At 64.2% G+C, this 15,155-nt stretch carries 14 protein-coding genes; 8 read left to right on the forward strand and 6 right to left on the reverse strand.

Translation table 11 applies throughout. From position 1 onward, the window contains the following. The first annotated feature begins 148 nt into the window (after nt 1–148). From OOZ51_RS14555 to OOZ51_RS14570, 4 genes are all read left to right on the forward strand, one after another. The gene (locus tag OOZ51_RS14555; RefSeq protein WP_265980451.1) at nt 149–721 is read left to right on the forward strand and encodes a Chromate resistance protein ChrB; all 573 of its coding nucleotides are present in this window, start codon (nt 149–151) and stop codon (nt 719–721) included. A 178-nt stretch (nt 722–899) separates the two neighbouring features. Then, a complete protein-coding gene (locus OOZ51_RS14560) occupies nt 900–1,970 on the forward strand; it encodes an iron ABC transporter substrate-binding protein (RefSeq protein ID WP_265980452.1) in 1,071 nt (356 codons plus the stop codon). Between the two features lie 4 nt (nt 1,971–1,974). Further along, a complete protein-coding gene (locus OOZ51_RS14565; protein WP_265980454.1) occupies nt 1,975–3,576 on the forward strand; it encodes an ABC transporter permease in 1,602 nt (533 codons plus the stop codon). Beyond that, nucleotides 3,573–4,727, forward strand: coding sequence for an ABC transporter ATP-binding protein (locus OOZ51_RS14570; RefSeq protein ID WP_265980456.1), 1,155 nt, complete (start codon nt 3,573–3,575; stop codon nt 4,725–4,727). The genes OOZ51_RS14565 and OOZ51_RS14570 overlap by 4 nt, the downstream gene beginning before the upstream one ends. Nucleotides 4,728–4,835: 108 nt before the next feature. Here OOZ51_RS14570 and OOZ51_RS14575 read toward each other — a convergent pair whose 3' ends face one another. After that, on the reverse strand, nt 4,836–6,065 hold the full coding sequence (locus tag OOZ51_RS14575; RefSeq protein WP_265980457.1) for a S53 family peptidase: 1,230 nt from the start codon (nt 6,063–6,065) through the stop codon (nt 4,836–4,838). A gap of 177 nt (nt 6,066–6,242) precedes the next feature. On the opposite strand from OOZ51_RS14575, the gene OOZ51_RS14580 reads away from it, so the two are divergent. Then, complete coding sequence (locus OOZ51_RS14580) at nt 6,243–6,815, forward strand: MOSC domain-containing protein (protein ID WP_265980459.1); 573 nt, start codon at nt 6,243–6,245, stop codon at nt 6,813–6,815. Between the two features lie 8 nt (nt 6,816–6,823). Here OOZ51_RS14580 and OOZ51_RS14585 read toward each other — a convergent pair whose 3' ends face one another. After that, nucleotides 6,824–8,098 carry an MFS transporter gene (locus OOZ51_RS14585; protein WP_265980590.1) on the reverse strand — a complete coding sequence of 425 codons (1,275 nt, stop codon included), beginning with the start codon at nt 8,096–8,098 and terminating at the stop codon, nt 6,824–6,826. A 263-nt stretch (nt 8,099–8,361) separates the two neighbouring features. Here OOZ51_RS14585 and OOZ51_RS14590 point away from each other — a divergent pair, with 263 nt between their 5' ends. Then, the gene (locus tag OOZ51_RS14590; protein ID WP_265980461.1) at nt 8,362–10,014 is read left to right on the forward strand and encodes an HNH endonuclease; all 1,653 of its coding nucleotides are present in this window, start codon (nt 8,362–8,364) and stop codon (nt 10,012–10,014) included. 87 nt (nt 10,015–10,101) lie between these two features. Here the strand turns inward: OOZ51_RS14590 and OOZ51_RS14595 are convergent, their stop codons facing one another. The 4 genes from OOZ51_RS14595 to OOZ51_RS14610 are packed head-to-tail and all read right to left on the reverse strand — an operon-like array spanning nt 10,102 to nt 13,272. Further along, nucleotides 10,102–11,124, reverse strand: coding sequence for a sensor histidine kinase (locus OOZ51_RS14595; protein ID WP_265980463.1), 1,023 nt, complete (start codon nt 11,122–11,124; stop codon nt 10,102–10,104). After that, nucleotides 11,117–11,791, reverse strand: a complete 675-nt coding sequence (locus OOZ51_RS14600; protein ID WP_265980464.1) for a response regulator transcription factor — start codon at nt 11,789–11,791, stop codon at nt 11,117–11,119. Before OOZ51_RS14600 ends, OOZ51_RS14595 begins: the two co-directional genes overlap by 8 nt. Nucleotides 11,792–11,796: 5 nt before the next feature. Further along, a complete protein-coding gene (locus tag OOZ51_RS14605; RefSeq protein WP_265980465.1) occupies nt 11,797–12,450 on the reverse strand; it encodes a DedA family protein in 654 nt (217 codons plus the stop codon). Nucleotides 12,451–12,459: 9 nt separating this feature from the next. After that, nucleotides 12,460–13,272, reverse strand: coding sequence for a phosphatase PAP2 family protein (locus OOZ51_RS14610; protein ID WP_265980467.1), 813 nt, complete (start codon nt 13,270–13,272; stop codon nt 12,460–12,462). A 171-nt stretch (nt 13,273–13,443) separates the two neighbouring features. Here OOZ51_RS14610 and OOZ51_RS14615 point away from each other — a divergent pair, with 171 nt between their 5' ends. Further along, nucleotides 13,444–14,229, forward strand: coding sequence for an alpha/beta fold hydrolase (locus tag OOZ51_RS14615; protein ID WP_265980468.1), 786 nt, complete (start codon nt 13,444–13,446; stop codon nt 14,227–14,229). Continuing rightward, on the forward strand, nt 14,174–15,124 hold the full coding sequence (locus OOZ51_RS14620) for a coiled-coil domain-containing protein (RefSeq protein WP_265980469.1): 951 nt from the start codon (nt 14,174–14,176) through the stop codon (nt 15,122–15,124). The genes OOZ51_RS14615 and OOZ51_RS14620 overlap by 56 nt, the downstream gene beginning before the upstream one ends. Nucleotides 15,125–15,155 lie beyond the last annotated feature (31 nt).

The following is a 15,155-nucleotide window of genomic DNA, read 5'->3' on the forward strand; positions in this document are numbered from 1 at the left end:
TCATCAACCTGTTGATGGTGACTCTACGCACATAACAGAGTTTACTGTTCTGGTGAATGAAAAGTTAAGGGCTTTCAACAGCTTGCCCACCGCGCCCCTCCTCGTAGGCAAACGAGGACCTTGGAGAGGCGGCAGATAGAATCCGAACATGCGCCCTGCCGAATCGACCGACAATCCGGACGCGGGCGGGGCAGCCGAATGGCTGATCCTCGTTTACCGCGTCCCCTCCGAGCCCACCCGGCTGCGCGCAGCGGTGTGGCGGCGACTCAAAGGACTGGGCGCCGTCTACTTGCAAAACTCCATCGCCGCTCTACCCAAGGCTCCCGCCGCGGAACGCGCACTGCAGAAACTGCGCCACGAAATCCTTGATATGCCCGGCACGGCCATCCTCATGTCTTCCACCGTCATCGCAGGCGATTCCCACATCCTGAGCCTCTATCAATCGGCCCGCACCGATGAGTACGACGAGATCGTTGACCGTTGCAAGGATTTTCTCGCGGGTATCGAGAAGGAATACCAGGCCAACCACTTCACGTATGCCGAGCTCGAAGAGAACGAGGTGGACTACACAAAACTCGTCAACTGGCTCGCCAAGATCCGCGCACGCGACACTTTCCAGGCGCCCGGCTCCACCGAGGCGGATGCTTCCTTGGCCCAATGCGCACAGGCCTTGGAGGACTACGCAAGCAGGGTCTACTCAGAAGAATCCGAGGCCCACTAAGCGGCCCATCCACCGGTCGTGTATTAGGTCATGTAAATCTTGCGTAATACATGTGATTCCCGTCACGATCAGGCGATCTGGATGGAAATTTAGGTATGGCTAACCTAAAGTTTCAACCTGTGAGCCCGCACTTTCTTCCCCCGGGCTCCCCAGGATTTGCTCGCAGAAAGAAGCCCTCATGAAGATTCGCGCAAATGCGCTGGCCGGCATCGCACTCGCCGCCACCGCAGCCCTCAGCCTGGCCGCATGCGGCAACGGCACCGCATCCTCCGCAGCCACCGGCTCTGCTTCCACTGACGCTGCTACTGCCACTAAAGTGACTGGCGAAATCACGGTCTACAACGCCCAGCACGACACCCTGACCAAGGAATGGGTTGACGCGTTCACCAAGGAGACCGGCGTCAAGGTCACCATCCGCCAGGGTTCCGACACCGAGCTCTCCAACCAGATCGTCCAGGAAGGCGCGGCATCCCCGGCCGACGTCTTCCTCACGGAGAACTCCCCCGCCATGGCCCAGGTTGAGAACGCCGGCCTCTTCGCCGACATCGACAAGGCCACTGTGGACCAGGTTCCGGCTGAGTACCGCCCTTCAACCAACAAGTGGACCGGCATCGCAGCCCGCTCCACCGTTCTGGTCTACGACAAGAACAAGATCAGCGACGACAAGCTGCCCAAGTCCATGTTGGATCTGGCCAAGCCGGAGTGGAAGGGCAGGTGGGCGGCTTCCCCGTCCGGCGCTGACTTCCAGGCCATTGTTGCCGCCCTCCTCGAACAAAAGGGCGAGGCAGCCACCACCGAGTGGCTCAAGGGCATGAAGGACAACTTCAAGGCGTACAAGGGCAACAGCACCGCCATGAAGGCAGTCAACGCCGGCGAAGTCGACGCCGCGCTGATCTACCACTACTACTACTACGGCGACCAAGCCAAAACCGGCGAGAACTCCAACAAGGTCACCCCGTACTTCTTCAAGAACCAGGACCCGGGCGCTTTCCTGTCCGTGTCCGGCGGCGGCGTGCTGAAGTCCTCCAAGAACGCTGCGGCTGCCCAGGCCTTCATCAAGTTCATCACCGGCAAGCAGGGCCAGGAAGTCCTCAAGAACGGCACCTCCTTCGAGTACGCCGTTGCTTCCAAGGTGGACTCCAACGCTAAGCTCGTTCCCATCAAGGATCTGCAGGCTCCCACCGTGGAACCGGCCAAATTGAACTCCGCGAAGGTTACCGACCTGATGACCAAGGCAGGACTGCTGTAATTCTGTGACCACTGATCTATCGGCTCCCGCACTTCCGACGAATTCGGAGAGCGCGACGACGGCGGGCAGGGGCAAGCGCCCCCGCCCGCCTCTCGGCGTTTCCGCAATATCCCTGCTGGCGGTGCTGATCGCGCTGTTTTCGCTCATCCCGCTGGGGTACGTCGCTTACATGACGGCTGCGACCGGCTGGAACACCGCCGTCGGGCTCATCTTCAGGCCGCGCGTCGGCGAGCTGCTCCTGAACACCATCATGCTCGTGGTCTTTACAGTGCCCATTTGCCTGGTGTTGGGAGTTGGCGGCGCGTGGCTCGTGGAACGCACCAAACTGCGGGGGCATCGCTGGTGGGCCGTGGCCCTGGCAGCCCCCTTGGCCATCCCGGCCTTCGTCAACAGCTATTCGTGGGTATCCGCGGTCCCGTCGCTCGAGGGCATCTGGTCCGGAGTGCTCATTGCCACGCTGTCATACTTCCCCCTTGTCTACATTCCGGCGGCGGCAACGCTGGGGCGCCTTGACCCGGCCATTGAGCAGTCCGCGGAATCCCTTGGCTTGGGACCGTGGGCCGTCTTTTTCCGGGTTGTCCTGCCGCAACTGCGGATCGCGATGACAGGTGGCGCTCTCTTGGTGTCCTTGCACCTGCTGGCCGAATACGGTGCATTCGCGATGATCCGTTTCGACACGTTCACCACGGCGATCATGACCCAGTTCCAATCCACGTTCAACGGCACAGCCGGTAACATGTTGGCAAGCGTCCTGGTGTTCTTCTGCCTCATCCTGCTCCTGGTGGAAGTCAGGAGCCGCGGCACCGCGCGCTACGCCCGAGTCGGTTCCGGCGCCCAAGCCAAGCCGATCCGGTTGCCGCTTGGCCACTACCAGATTCCCTCCCAGCTCGCCCTGCTGGCCCTCACGGTGTTGGCCTTCGGATTGCCGATCTGGTTCGTCCTGCGCTGGGTGGTTGCGGGAGGCGCCCGCGTCTGGTCCGCCAACGAGTTCCTTCCGGCGCTGCTCCAAACCCTCGCTTATGGCACCGTAGGCGCCGCGGTGACAATCGTCGTCGGCTTCCCCATGGCGTATCTGGCGGTGCGGCACCCCAGCTGGTTCAGCAAGATGCTGGAGCTCTCCAACTACGTCACCAGCTCCCTGCCCGGGATCGTGGTGGGCCTCGCCTTCGTGACCGTGAGTATCCGGATGTTCCCGGGAATCTACCAGACCTCCGGTGTGCTGATTGCCGCCTATGTGCTCCTGTTCCTGCCCCGCGCCCTGGTCAACATCCGCTCCGGACTGGCCCAGGCTCCCAAGGAACTCGACGAAGCCGCGCAGTCGCTCGGCAGGGCCCCTCTCGTGTCCTTCTTGAAAGTCACCCTGCGTCTCACGGCCCCGGCCGCCGCAGGCGGGGCCGCACTGGTGTTCCTTGCCATCGTCAATGAGCTGACGGCCACGCTGCTGCTATCGCCCAATGGCACGCACACCTTGGCTACCGAATTCTGGAGCAAGAGCAGCGAGATCGACTACTCGGGCGCGGCCCCCTACGCCCTGCTCATGATCCTGTTGTCTGCCCCCATGACGTACCTGCTTTTCCAACAGTCCAAGAAAGTAGCCGGACAGTGACCGAACAATCTCCCTCCAGGCTTCCGGCACCCCGCGTCGCGGCTTCGGTGGCCCCAACCACCAACACGCACCTGGACATCGCCGAGGTCACCAAGAACTTCGGTTCCCAGGCTGTGCTGAAGGGCGTGAACCTGTCCGTGGCGAAGGGCGGAACCACTGCCATCGTGGGGCCCTCCGGATCCGGCAAGACCACCCTGCTTCGCCTGATCGCCGGCTTTGAACACCCGGCCACCGGCTCCATCAGCCTCAATGGCAACAAAGTGGCGGGGAACGGCGTCTGGCTGCCTGCGCACAAGCGCCACATTGGCTATGTCGCCCAGGATGGCGCGCTCTTCCCGCACCTTACGGTGGGACAGAACATCGCCTTCGGGCTGGACAAATCAGCGCTCGACGGCGGCAGGCGCGGTGTGAAGGCGCGGGTCCAGGAGCTGCTGGAGATGGTTTCCCTCGATGGGGACATGGCCAAGAGGCGGCCCCACCAGCTCTCGGGAGGCCAGCAGCAACGGGTGGCGCTTGCCCGCGCTTTGGCCCGCGAACCGGAGCTCATGCTGCTCGATGAGCCATTCTCCGCCCTCGACGCCGGCCTCCGCGTTGCCACCCGGCGCGCCGTGGCCAAGGTCCTGAACGAAGCTGGGGTCACCACCATCCTGGTGACACACGATCAAGCCGAGGCCCTTTCCTTCGCGGACCAGGTTGCCATCATGCGTGGCGGGAAGCTCGCGCAGATCGGCAATCCCTTCGTGGTGTACACCCGTCCCGCCGATCGCGCGACGGCCGAGTTCCTGGGCGACGCCGTCATCCTGAATGCGTGGATGGAAGGCTCCCTGGCCACGTGTTCGCTGGGCGGAATTCCTGTGCGCCGTCCCCCGGCACAAGGGCTTGTGCAATTGATGCTTCGCCCGGAACAGATCCGGATTGCCCCGGATGGCCCCATCCGCGGCGTCGTGGTGGATACCGACTATTTCGGACCCGAGACCACCGTCCGGATCAAGCTCGCGCCGCGGGCCGCCACGGACGGCGCGGGCCCGGTCTACCCCGGCGGCGGCGAGGTTATCACCATCCGCCACTGGAACGCTTCGATCACCAGGCCCGGCACGGAACTGTGCCTCCGCGTGGTGGGCGAAGGCGTGGCGTTCCCGGCGGAGGACTAGGCCGGCCGCCCAGGACCCGACCTCCTCTATGGCAATGAAGCTTGACATAGCCAAGGGTGGCCGGCCGTCATGGACGGCCAGCCACCCTTTAGGCAATTGCCGCATGCATTAGAGTCCGGCAACCCCGTTCGGAGTGCCGACGCCCGTGGGCCCGTCCCACCCGGTGCCGGCGAGGCACCATTGGCTCGTGGGGCAGCTGCCCGTTGAGCCCGAGGCGACATCATTGAATTTGCCTGCATTTGCGTAAGGGAGGGAGTTGGCCAGAGCCGAGGAGCTGCCAGTGTTCCCGGAAAGCGCGTACATTGCGGCGACCAAGGGTGAGGACAGGCTCGTTCCCCCGTACTGTGCCCACGATGAAGTGGTGCCGTTGCTCGGCGCGTATACCGACAATCCGGTCTGTGGATCTGCGACGGCGGCGAGGTCTGCTGAGGCGCGCTTGCTGCACCCCGTTCCAAAGGTGGCAGCGGCTGGCAACGCGGCATTGACACTTGAGCATCCGGATCCCGAGCCGGACCAGGCCGATTCGCCCCACCCACGGGTGCTGGTGTCCTTGACCAATGACGTGCCACCCACCGCCGTGACATAACTCGAGGAAGCTGGGTAGGACGAGCCGCTGTACCCGTTGTCCCCGGTGGAGGCTGTCACTGCGATTCCCGGGTGGTTGTAGTACGCGCCATAGCTGGAGTCGGATGAATCCCCACCGCCGTAGCTGTTGGAAATCGCGGCCACTCCTGGCTGTTTGGCTGCCGTTGCCACGGCTGTACCAAGATTGGCGATGCTGGGAGTCGTCGCCTGCACCACCAGGATCTTGCAGTCTGGGCACGCTGCCGAGACTGCGTCGACGTCGAGGGCGGTTTCATCGGCCCAGCCCGAATTGAACTTGGGAAGCTTGCTCCCGCCGTTTTGGTTCATGATGGTGAGGCAGCCGTTGTTGACCGTGCATGCCGGGAGGCCGAACTGTGAACGGTAAACGCCGAGATCGCGTTCAAGGTTCGGATAGCCGTAGGCGTCCACGATTGCCACGGTCCGGCCCCCGGATTTAAGGCCCGTGATGTTGTAGGCACTCTGGATATCCGCAGGGGTCTTACCGGTGGAAGGCGGCGCGCTCGAAGAGGGCGTGACTCGTCCGCCCTGCGTCAGTGCTTTGGTCGAGCCTGTTGAATCATCGACGTACTTGAGGGCAAAACACGACGCATTACCGGCAGGGACATCGGGGCATGCCCTCTCCGCATGCCAATTGGCGGACGGAGATGGTTGGGCAACTGCCGCCGGTGCCGCCGCTGAGAGAGCGCTCAGCAAAAGCAATAAAGCCCCGGAAACGCTAAGAATCTTCTTCACGAAACCTCCCAGAGGATCAATAGGATCCGCACTGACAAGACAGTCAACGCAGCGCGACAAGCTTTACACCAAACACCACACTTGTCACCCACGTCACATCCGTCCCCGCGGTTTCTTGGGACTCCGCGGATCGGGACTCAGGGCGACGAGACCCCGCGGCGGGCATAGCCTTATGGCATGACGCCAAGCTACAGGTACGACGTGGAGATCCTGCACCTGCTCGTGTCACCGGGGCACGCTTACTTCGGCCGCGCACGTGATGGTGCCGCCGACGTACCCACCGCCGACGCCGGGCACGTGGAAGTCGTAAATGGCAAGGGCATCGTCGGTGACCGGTTTTTCGGCAAGGCCGCGCACATGGATGCCGCAGTCACCTTGATCGCCATCGAGGCCCTCGAAGCCATGGCAGCGGAGCTGGGCGTCGCACCTTTCGACCCGCTCTTGCCGCGCCGCAATGTGGTCCTCAGGGGAGCCCACCTGGCTCCCCTGTTGGGCGAGGAGTTCGAATTGGAATCCCTTGGCGGCCTTGTGCGACTGCGTGCGGGGCGACCTGCCCACCCTTGCGCCTGGATGGACCGGGTCCTGGCCCCGGGAGCGCATGCCGCCATGCGAGGGCGCGGCGGCGTTCGCTGCCAACCGCTTTCGGATGGCACATTGCATCGTGGCCCAGCCGTGTTAATTAGCCCGGTACCGCTCGAGCCCGAAAAGGCCGGCCAGGCCACGCTTCTCCGGGCTTCACGGCTTCCGTAGGACAATTCCTACGACTGTTGGGGTTCCGCGTCCGATGTGGCGGTTGGGGCGTTAGCCTGATCGGCCAAGGAGCCGCGCCGACGGCTCGCCAACAGGAACGGCACGGCAATCAACTCGATCACGCCGCTCATCGCCAACGAGGTGGAGTAGCCGTACACATCGGCTGCCCTGCCGAGGAGCGGTTGCACCACAACCCCACCGCTTGATCCCATGAGTGAGTCGAAGCTGAGCACTGTTGCCCGCTGCTTCGAAGGGATCATGTCGTTCAAGTAGGCCTGCCGCACCGGGGTGCCCGCCGATTCGACCATGGCCCAGAGCGTCAAGAGGACCAGGGCCGCCCAGAACACTTGGGTGATCCCGAGAACCACCAGAATCAAGGCGCCCACGACGCCACTCAAGATCAACACCGTGGTGCGCTTGCGCACGAGGCGCCGTATGCGGGGTGCAATCCACCCGCCGAGCACCTGGGCTCCGGCCACGATCGCCGCTGCCAGACCCGCCACGGAGTACGCGTGTGGGTCTCCGAAGAGCCGAAGCAGGAACGGCTGCAGGGCATAGAACACATAGATCCCGACGCCGGCGCTGAACGGCGCTGCCAGCATCACGTACCGTACGGGTGGATTTTTCAAACCGTTCTCGATCGAGGCGTTTAGGACGGCACGGGTCGCCTGGAGGGGATGAGTGGAGCGTTCGGGGGTGAACCCGACGTCGCGCATGAGCAAGAAAGCCACGACGAACATGGCCACTAGCACGCCCACGCGCACCAGGAACGGCACTCCCAGGTTGGTGGCCTGGGCGATCACGCCTCCAGCCACGGAGCCCAACAGCATGGCGACGCCGGCCACCATCTGTCCGCGCCCGAGCACCGTCTCCAGTCCGCCTTCATACCCGGTGAAGCGCAACGCGTCGACGAGCCAAGCCTCCACGGCACCCGAGAAGAAGGTGAAGCCCAGTCCGAGCAATACCGACACCGCCGCCCACAACCAGAACGGGGCGGAATGCTGCCAGAGCAGATAGTAGAGGTAGGTGGACCCGGCCAGTGTCACCGTGCCCAGCAGGAACGAGACGCGGCGCCCCCAGCCATCGGCAACCACCCCAGTGGGCACCTCGAAAACCACCATTCCGGCGGTGAAGAAGGCGTTCGCCGCAAAGGCCTCGAGGTTGCTGAGCCCGGCGTCCAGCAGGAAGAGGGTGTTGATCCCCCAGATGAACGAGGCCGCAAGGGTATTGCCCAGAGTCAACGTGAGGTAGACACTTTGAATCTTTCGGGCGGCGGCGTTCATCGGGGCGCCGTCCCCTCCGGCTTGAGGGGGAAGCACGAGCCCATTCTCGTCCCCTTCGGCTGCGCACGCCAGAGTCCGACGAGGCTGGCCGCACGCTTGCCCGCGAAACGCCATCGGTGACCCAAGTAGGGAGCCGGCAAGGCTGTCCGCGCGCTGGCCAGCGAGGTTCGCCGGGCTACGGAGTCCTGACGACTTTCGATCTTTTCGACCGGACGGGCTTCGTCGGCCTAATAATGTCGTACCCCTTTGGGATGCTTTTGGTTATGGAAGGCATTCAAGGAGATCGGCTGGTCGGAGCGGGCGCGCCACCTCGCCGTGCCGTTCCAGATGCGGCTGCCGCGCGTCCCCTGATCCCTGATGCTCAAGTGCCGGACACAGATGCCCGGGTGCGAGATCTAATCCATGCCGTGAACTCGCTTCGGCCAGAAGTCTCCAGCGTCACGGGATCGGCCGGCATCGCGGAATTGCCTGACAGCGCCGAACTGATAAACCAGTTGCGCGGTCTAGAGGATCTCAAGTCCGCGATCGCCGGTACCCAGGCCCGGATCGCCGTCGCGTTCGACGCCGCCCAGCGCAGCGCCGAGAAAGATCTGGGCGTCCCGGCCGACGAGCAGGGACGCGGCGTCGGAGCTCAAATTGCTTTGGCCCGCCGGGAATCCCCCGCCCGCGGATCCCGGCTCCTCGGACTCGCGAAAGCCCTCGTGACCGAAATGCCCCGCACCCTCGCCGCCCTGGACACCGGCCAGCTCAACGAATGGCGCGCCACCCTGCTCGTGAAGGAAACAGCCTGCCTCGCCGCCGAAGACCGCCGCGCCGTGGACGAAGAGCTCGCCGCCAACACCGGAACCTTCGACGGCGCCGGAAACCGGGCCATCACCGCCGCGGCCCGGACCGCAGCCTACCGGCGGGACCCCCGCTCCGTCACGCAACGCGCCAGCCACGCCGCCACCGACCGGCACGTCAGCCTCCGCCCGGCACCGGACACCATGACCTACCTGACCGCCCTTCTCCCCGTCGCCCAAGGCGTGGCCGTGCACACGGCCCTGAGCCGGCACGCCGACACCCTCCGCTCCGCCGGCGAGACACGCAGCCGGGACCAGATCATGGCCGACACCCTCATCGAACGCACCACCGGCACCCCCGGCGGGATCACGGGCATCGAAGTCCAGCTCGTCATGACCGACCGCACGCTCTTCCAAGGCGACAGCGAACCCGCACGCCTGCCCGAGTACGGCATCGTCCCCGCCGCCTGGGCCAGGACAATGCTCACGGGAAACCACAATCAAGCCGCACCCGGCCAGCCCGGCCAAGCCGAACCCGGCCAAGCTGCACCGCTCCAGCCCGGGCACCGCCAAACTGAAGAGACGCCGGCCTTCAGGGTCTGGCTCCGGCGCCTCTACACCGCCCCCGGAACCGGGGAGCTTGTCGCCGTGGATTCCCGGTCGCGCCTTTTCCCCGCAGGTTTGCGGCGATTCATCCAAGCCCGCGACGACACCTGCCGCACCCCATACTGCGACGCACCGATCAGGCATTTGGACCACATCATCCCCTGGCACGCCGGCGGCCCCACGAGCCTGACCAACGGGGCGGGCCTGTGCGAAGCCTGCAACCACACCAAAGAACTCCCCGGCTGGACAGCACGAACCCCTACAGCAAAAACCGGCCCCGGAAGACGGCACAACTTCGACATCCGCACCCCCACCGGACACCACTACCAATCAACAGCACCGCCCCCGCCCGGAACCACGCTGGCAGGAACCGGGCTCGCAGGAACCACGCAGGCAGGAACCACGCTGGCAGGAACCGGGCTGCCCAAGACCACTATGGCACCGCATTCCATACGCCACCGACGCAAGCTACGACACCAAGCCAAGGTCCTCAAATACGCCCACCCCGCCAAACTGCGGGCTGCCTGAGTATTGAACGGCGATCCGGGCGGCGGCAATCCTTGGCGGAAGCCATGCCGGGCAATCCTGCATGAGACGCGGCGAAGCTTCAGCGGCCTAGCTCGACGCGTTTCCGGAGCCTACGGCCTTCGGGTTGGGGCTTTTCGGAGCAAGCGGCAGCGTGATCTTCATGACGGTTCCCCGCGGACCGCTGCGCTCGACCCCAACCGTGCCGCCAGCTCCCGTGATGATTTCACGGACCAACGCCAAGCCGATTCCGAAGCTGCGCTGGCCCATTGCCCTTTCCGGGTTCTGTGTCCTCACGAAGCGGTCAAAGATCCTCGTCTGGTCCACTCCCTTGATCCCGGCCCCGGAATCCGAGACGGTGACCACCGCACGGCTGCCGAGCACCGCCGTCGTGATCCCGACCTGGCCGCCAGCGGGCGTGTGTGCCAGCGCGTTGTCGGCCAAGGCAAGGAGCGCGCGGCGGAATCCATTGCCGTCAATGAGTGCGAAGGGGTGATCCTTTTCAGTCAACGTGACGCGGACGTCCTTCTCACCCGCGAGCTGCTGCAAGCTTTCGACGACGGCGGCCGCGACTTTCGCGAGATCGCTCGCCTCCGCGGTGGCATCCGAGGGCGAGCCGGTGGCTGCCACGAGCAATTCGTTGACGATGCCGGTGAGGGTCGCGGTGTCATTGCGGATACGGGCGAGTGCCTGCCCGGTTTTCGAGTCAGGGACGGCATCGCGTTGGGCAAGCTGGACTCGGGCATCCAAGATGGCGAGGGGTGTGCGCAATTCATGGCTGGCGTCCTGTACAAACCGTCGCTGCAAGGCGAGCGCGTCTCCCAGCGGCCTGATGGCGCTCCGCGCGCTGAGCCAACCAATGCCGCCGGCCAAGAGGATCCCCACAACGCCGGCAACGATCATGGCCTTCAGGAGGTCCTTGGTATCCAGGTAGGCGTAGACAGAGTCAGTCTCGCTTGGTCCAGGGAGTCCTGGCTGCCGCGCCTGGTTGAAAAGGTAGATCGCAGCGGCCGCCAGGAGGAACAGCACCAAAACTGCGCAGGCCGCGCTGATCCGAACTGCGATCTTCAGGGAGGCTCTGCGGAGTGTCGCCTGGTCCGGGTTATCAGTCATGGGGATTGCCGATCTGGTATCCGAGGCCGTGGACCGTCCGGATCACCGTTTTGGAGATCTTACGGCGCAGGTGGTGGACGTAGGTGTCGATCACGCCCGGTTGGTCCGTGGGGTGGAACAGGGCGCTGATGAGGTCTTCACGGGTGAAGACCCGTTCCGGTTCCCCGGCCAGGGTCTCGAGGAGTCCGGCTTCCTTCGCCGTCAGCGTGACCACAGAACCGTACACGGAGCGCACGGACCGGGCACCGGCGTCGAACTCCCAATCCCCGATTCCCAGAGTTGTGGGCGGCTGGGCGTACGTCCGGGTGAGGGCTCGCAAGCGAGCGGCGAGCTCCATGGCGTCGAACGGTTTGCTCATGTAGTCGTTCGCCCCGGCGTCGAGGCCCAGGATCTTCTCATCGGTGGCACCAAGCGCGGTGAGGATGAGGATCGGGGTGGCAATTCCTTTGGAGCGAAGGGCCTTGATCAGGGCAATGCCGTCCATCACGGGCAGCCCCCGGTCAATGACCATCGCGTCCCAACTCTGGGTCAAGCCGAGGTGGAGGCCGTCGCGCCCATTGACAGCCAAGCGGACGGAGAAGTCCGGCTCCAGGAGCTCGCTGATGAGCGGACCCAGGGCGGCATCGTCTTCGACCAGGAGAAGGGCCGGCCGCTCAGCTGTTGTCATGCTGTCTATTCTTCCCCGGCGTGCCCATTCGTGGCGCCTACTTTGACCTTGCGGCGCTTCTTGAGCAACTCGACTCCCCAGGGCAGCACGGAGACCAAAACCATGATGACGGCGATGGCGTCAATATTGTTTGCGATGAACTCGTAGTGTCCCAACCAGGAACCCAGGAGCGTCACGGAGGTTCCCCAGATGACGGCGCCGGCGATGTTCCACAGGGTGAAGGATTTGTAGTTGTAGCGGGCAATGCCTGCGCTCAGCGGTGCAAATGTCCGCACAATGGGCACGAAGCGGGCCAAGACAATCGCGGGGCCGCCGCGGCGTTTGAAGAATTCCTCGGCCTTGTCCAGATGCGCGGTCTTCAAGACCCGGGCATCGTCCTTGAACCAGCGCCGTCCGAACTTGCGCCCAAGCATGTAGCCGATCTGGTCTCCGGCGATGGCAGCAGCCGATACGACGGCGATCAGCACCGGCAATTCAAGCTGAAGTTGCTGGTGCAGCAGTCCGGTGGTGAACAGCAAGGAGTCACCAGGCAGGAAGGGGAAAAGGAGACCAGATTCGATGAACACGATCAGGGCTACGACGCCCAACGCTGCAGGGCCCAAGCCCTGGAGCAGGGTGGTGGGGTCAAGGAATGACGGCATGGCAGAAAGTACGTGCATTGGTCCTCCTCAGGATCCGTGTGCTTGTGTTGCGGGTGCTTCCGAGGTGGCTGCTTCTGACGCGGCGGCTCCTGAAACGACCGCTTCTGACACCGTTCGGTGCGAGAGCCGCTCCATGATTCGCGGCGCGTACCGGTTCCAGAGCCCGGCCAAGACTATTACCGCGGCGCTGGTGGCCAGGAAAGACGCCACCACATCGCTGGGGTAATGGACTCCGATATAGATCCGGGACCACGCAACCACTACGGCCAGGGCTGCCCCGGCCCACGCGGTGATGACGCCCCATCGGGTGCCCCGGACCAGGAGGTACAAGGCGAACGCGAACGCTACGGCGAAGGCCGTGTGGCCGCTAGGAAAGCTGTTGGAACCCGTTTCCGGGGAGAGCGGATCGAAAAGAAGCGCAGGGTTAGGCCGATGGCGGGCAACGATCAGTTTGAATACCTCGCTGGCAGCCCAGCCCGAGCATGCGAAGAGCACAAACATGACAGCCCGCACAAAGGACTTGCGAACCAGGAATTGGTACAAGCCGATCACCAGGACCATGCAGACTCCTGCTACAGGAGCGAAGAGAAAGTTCAATGCCATGGCCAACGTCGTCAACCCTGCCACGTGGTGGCGGCTGAGTTCCTGGTCAACGCCAAGTTCGCTGCTGGTCAGGCCCGTTACCGACTGCACGCTGAAGCCAATGGCAAGGACCACTGCCGCGAGGGCAATGCCCCACAGAAGCCAGTACCTGGGCTGCGGAAGCAACGGCACACTGTGACGGACGACGGCGGAATTGCGGCCTTCCGCGGAAGTGTTCTGCTTGGCATGTGATCGCATGGTGTCTCCGGTTCGGGGGTAGCGGCCGTCGTGCGGCCTGTTTCCACTCTCGCGCGGGGCATTTAAGAAGCTCTTAAGAACTCCTGCTTTTGGGTACTTCGCCCCTTGACCCGTGGGTGGCTGAGCCCCAGAGTTAGGAACCTACTGTCCGCCAAAATCGAAGGATCTGGGATGTCCGAATTTGCGATCTCGAAAGACGGTACCCGCATCGGGTATGACCAGCTCGGCGAAGGACCCGCCGTGATCTTGGTTGGCGGTGCGATGCAATTCAGGGGCTTCGACCCCAACACGGTGGAAATGGCCAAGCTCTTAGGCGCTAAGGGGTTCACGGTCTTGAACTTCGACAGGCGCGGCCGTGGGGAAAGCGCCGACGCTCCGTCATTCACCCTGAAGGACAACATCGACGATCTCGGCACGCTGATCGACATCGCAGGAGGCAAAGCTGCGCTCTTCGGGAGCTCTTCCGGTGGCTCGATTTCCCTGGCAGCGGCGGCAGCAGGCCTACCCGTCACGAAGCTGGCGCTCTGGGAGACTCCCCTGAGCGATGAACTCGGTACCGGCGGGGCCGAGTTCTTCGCAGGGCTCCAGGAACGGATCGCATCCGGGGACAAGGCCAGCACCATCGAGTACTACATGAAGGACATGCCGCCGGAATGGCTGGCCGGCGCCAAGAACAGTCCAGGATGGCCCATCATGCTCGAACTGGGCCCCAGCCTTTCCGCCGACGCCGAATCCCTCGCGTGGACCCAGTCCGCGCCAAGGGCAGAACTGTGGTCCGGCATCACGCAGCCCACCCTGGCGATCGTCGGCGAGCAGACCATACCCATCATGCCGAAAGCGGCCGACTCCATCGTGGCCAACATCCCGAGTGCTCGCAAAGCCACCATTCCAGGAGCCAACCATGGCTGGGAACCCGGAGTCATGGCAGACGCGCTGGCCGAGTTCTTCGCCGGTTAGTAAGGCGCTGGCCTCCGCGATGGACCTGGCCGGGATCGCCGTCGAACTCTACACACTGGTTCCCTCGGCGTTCACGGCGGCCCGTACTGCGCGGGCCAAGGAAGCGAAATCCAGCGGGGACGCTGAGCTTGCGAAACAGATCGCCCAGCTGCCCAAGCCGTCGACGGCGGCGTGGGCGGTCAACATGCTTGTGCGGCACGGCACCAAGGAATTCGCCGGTGTGCTGGAGCTTGGGGCATCACTCGGGAGGGCCCAGGAGCAGCAGGATCACGACCGTCTCCGTACGCTCGGCCAGCAGCGCCCGCGGGTGCTGGCTGCCGCCGTCGAGCAGGCCCGTGCCGTGGCCGAAAGCCTAGGTGTCAAAGTGAGCGGCGCCGCCGCGCTGGAGATCGAGGCCACGCTGAGGGCAGCCATGACGGATCCCGCCGCCGCTGAGGCGCTCCGCAGCGGGCAGCTGGTGCGTTCGCTCGCCACAAACGGATTGGAACCCGTGGACCTCTCGGGCGCAGTGGCGGTTGCAGGCGCACTTCCCGCGGTGGGTACCATCCAAGAAGGGCCCGACGACGGCGGACGGCGGCGCGGGCGGGCAGACTCACAGCGTGAACGCGAGAAAGCCCAAACTGCATTGCTCGAAGCACAGCAGAACGCGGACAGGGCCGACATGGAACTCGCCAAGGCCGAGCGTGAAAAGACCGAGGCCGTGCACCGGAGCCAGCAACTCGCCGTCGAAGTCAAAGCTGCCAAAGACAAGCTGGCTGCGTTGCAGCAGGAGCTTGCCGCCACGGAGTGGGCGATCACCCTGGCCGAGCGGAACCGCAAACTGGCCACCCGGCTAGCCGCCCGGGAACGCCGGACTGCGGAAACGGCGCGGGCCCGGTTGGAGGGGTTGGGCTAGGCAGGCAACCAAAGCGTCCGATATACCGGAC

The organism is Arthrobacter rhizophilus (assembly GCF_026241105.1).
In the GTDB taxonomy this organism is placed as follows: Bacteria; Actinomycetota; Actinomycetes; order Actinomycetales; family Micrococcaceae; genus Arthrobacter.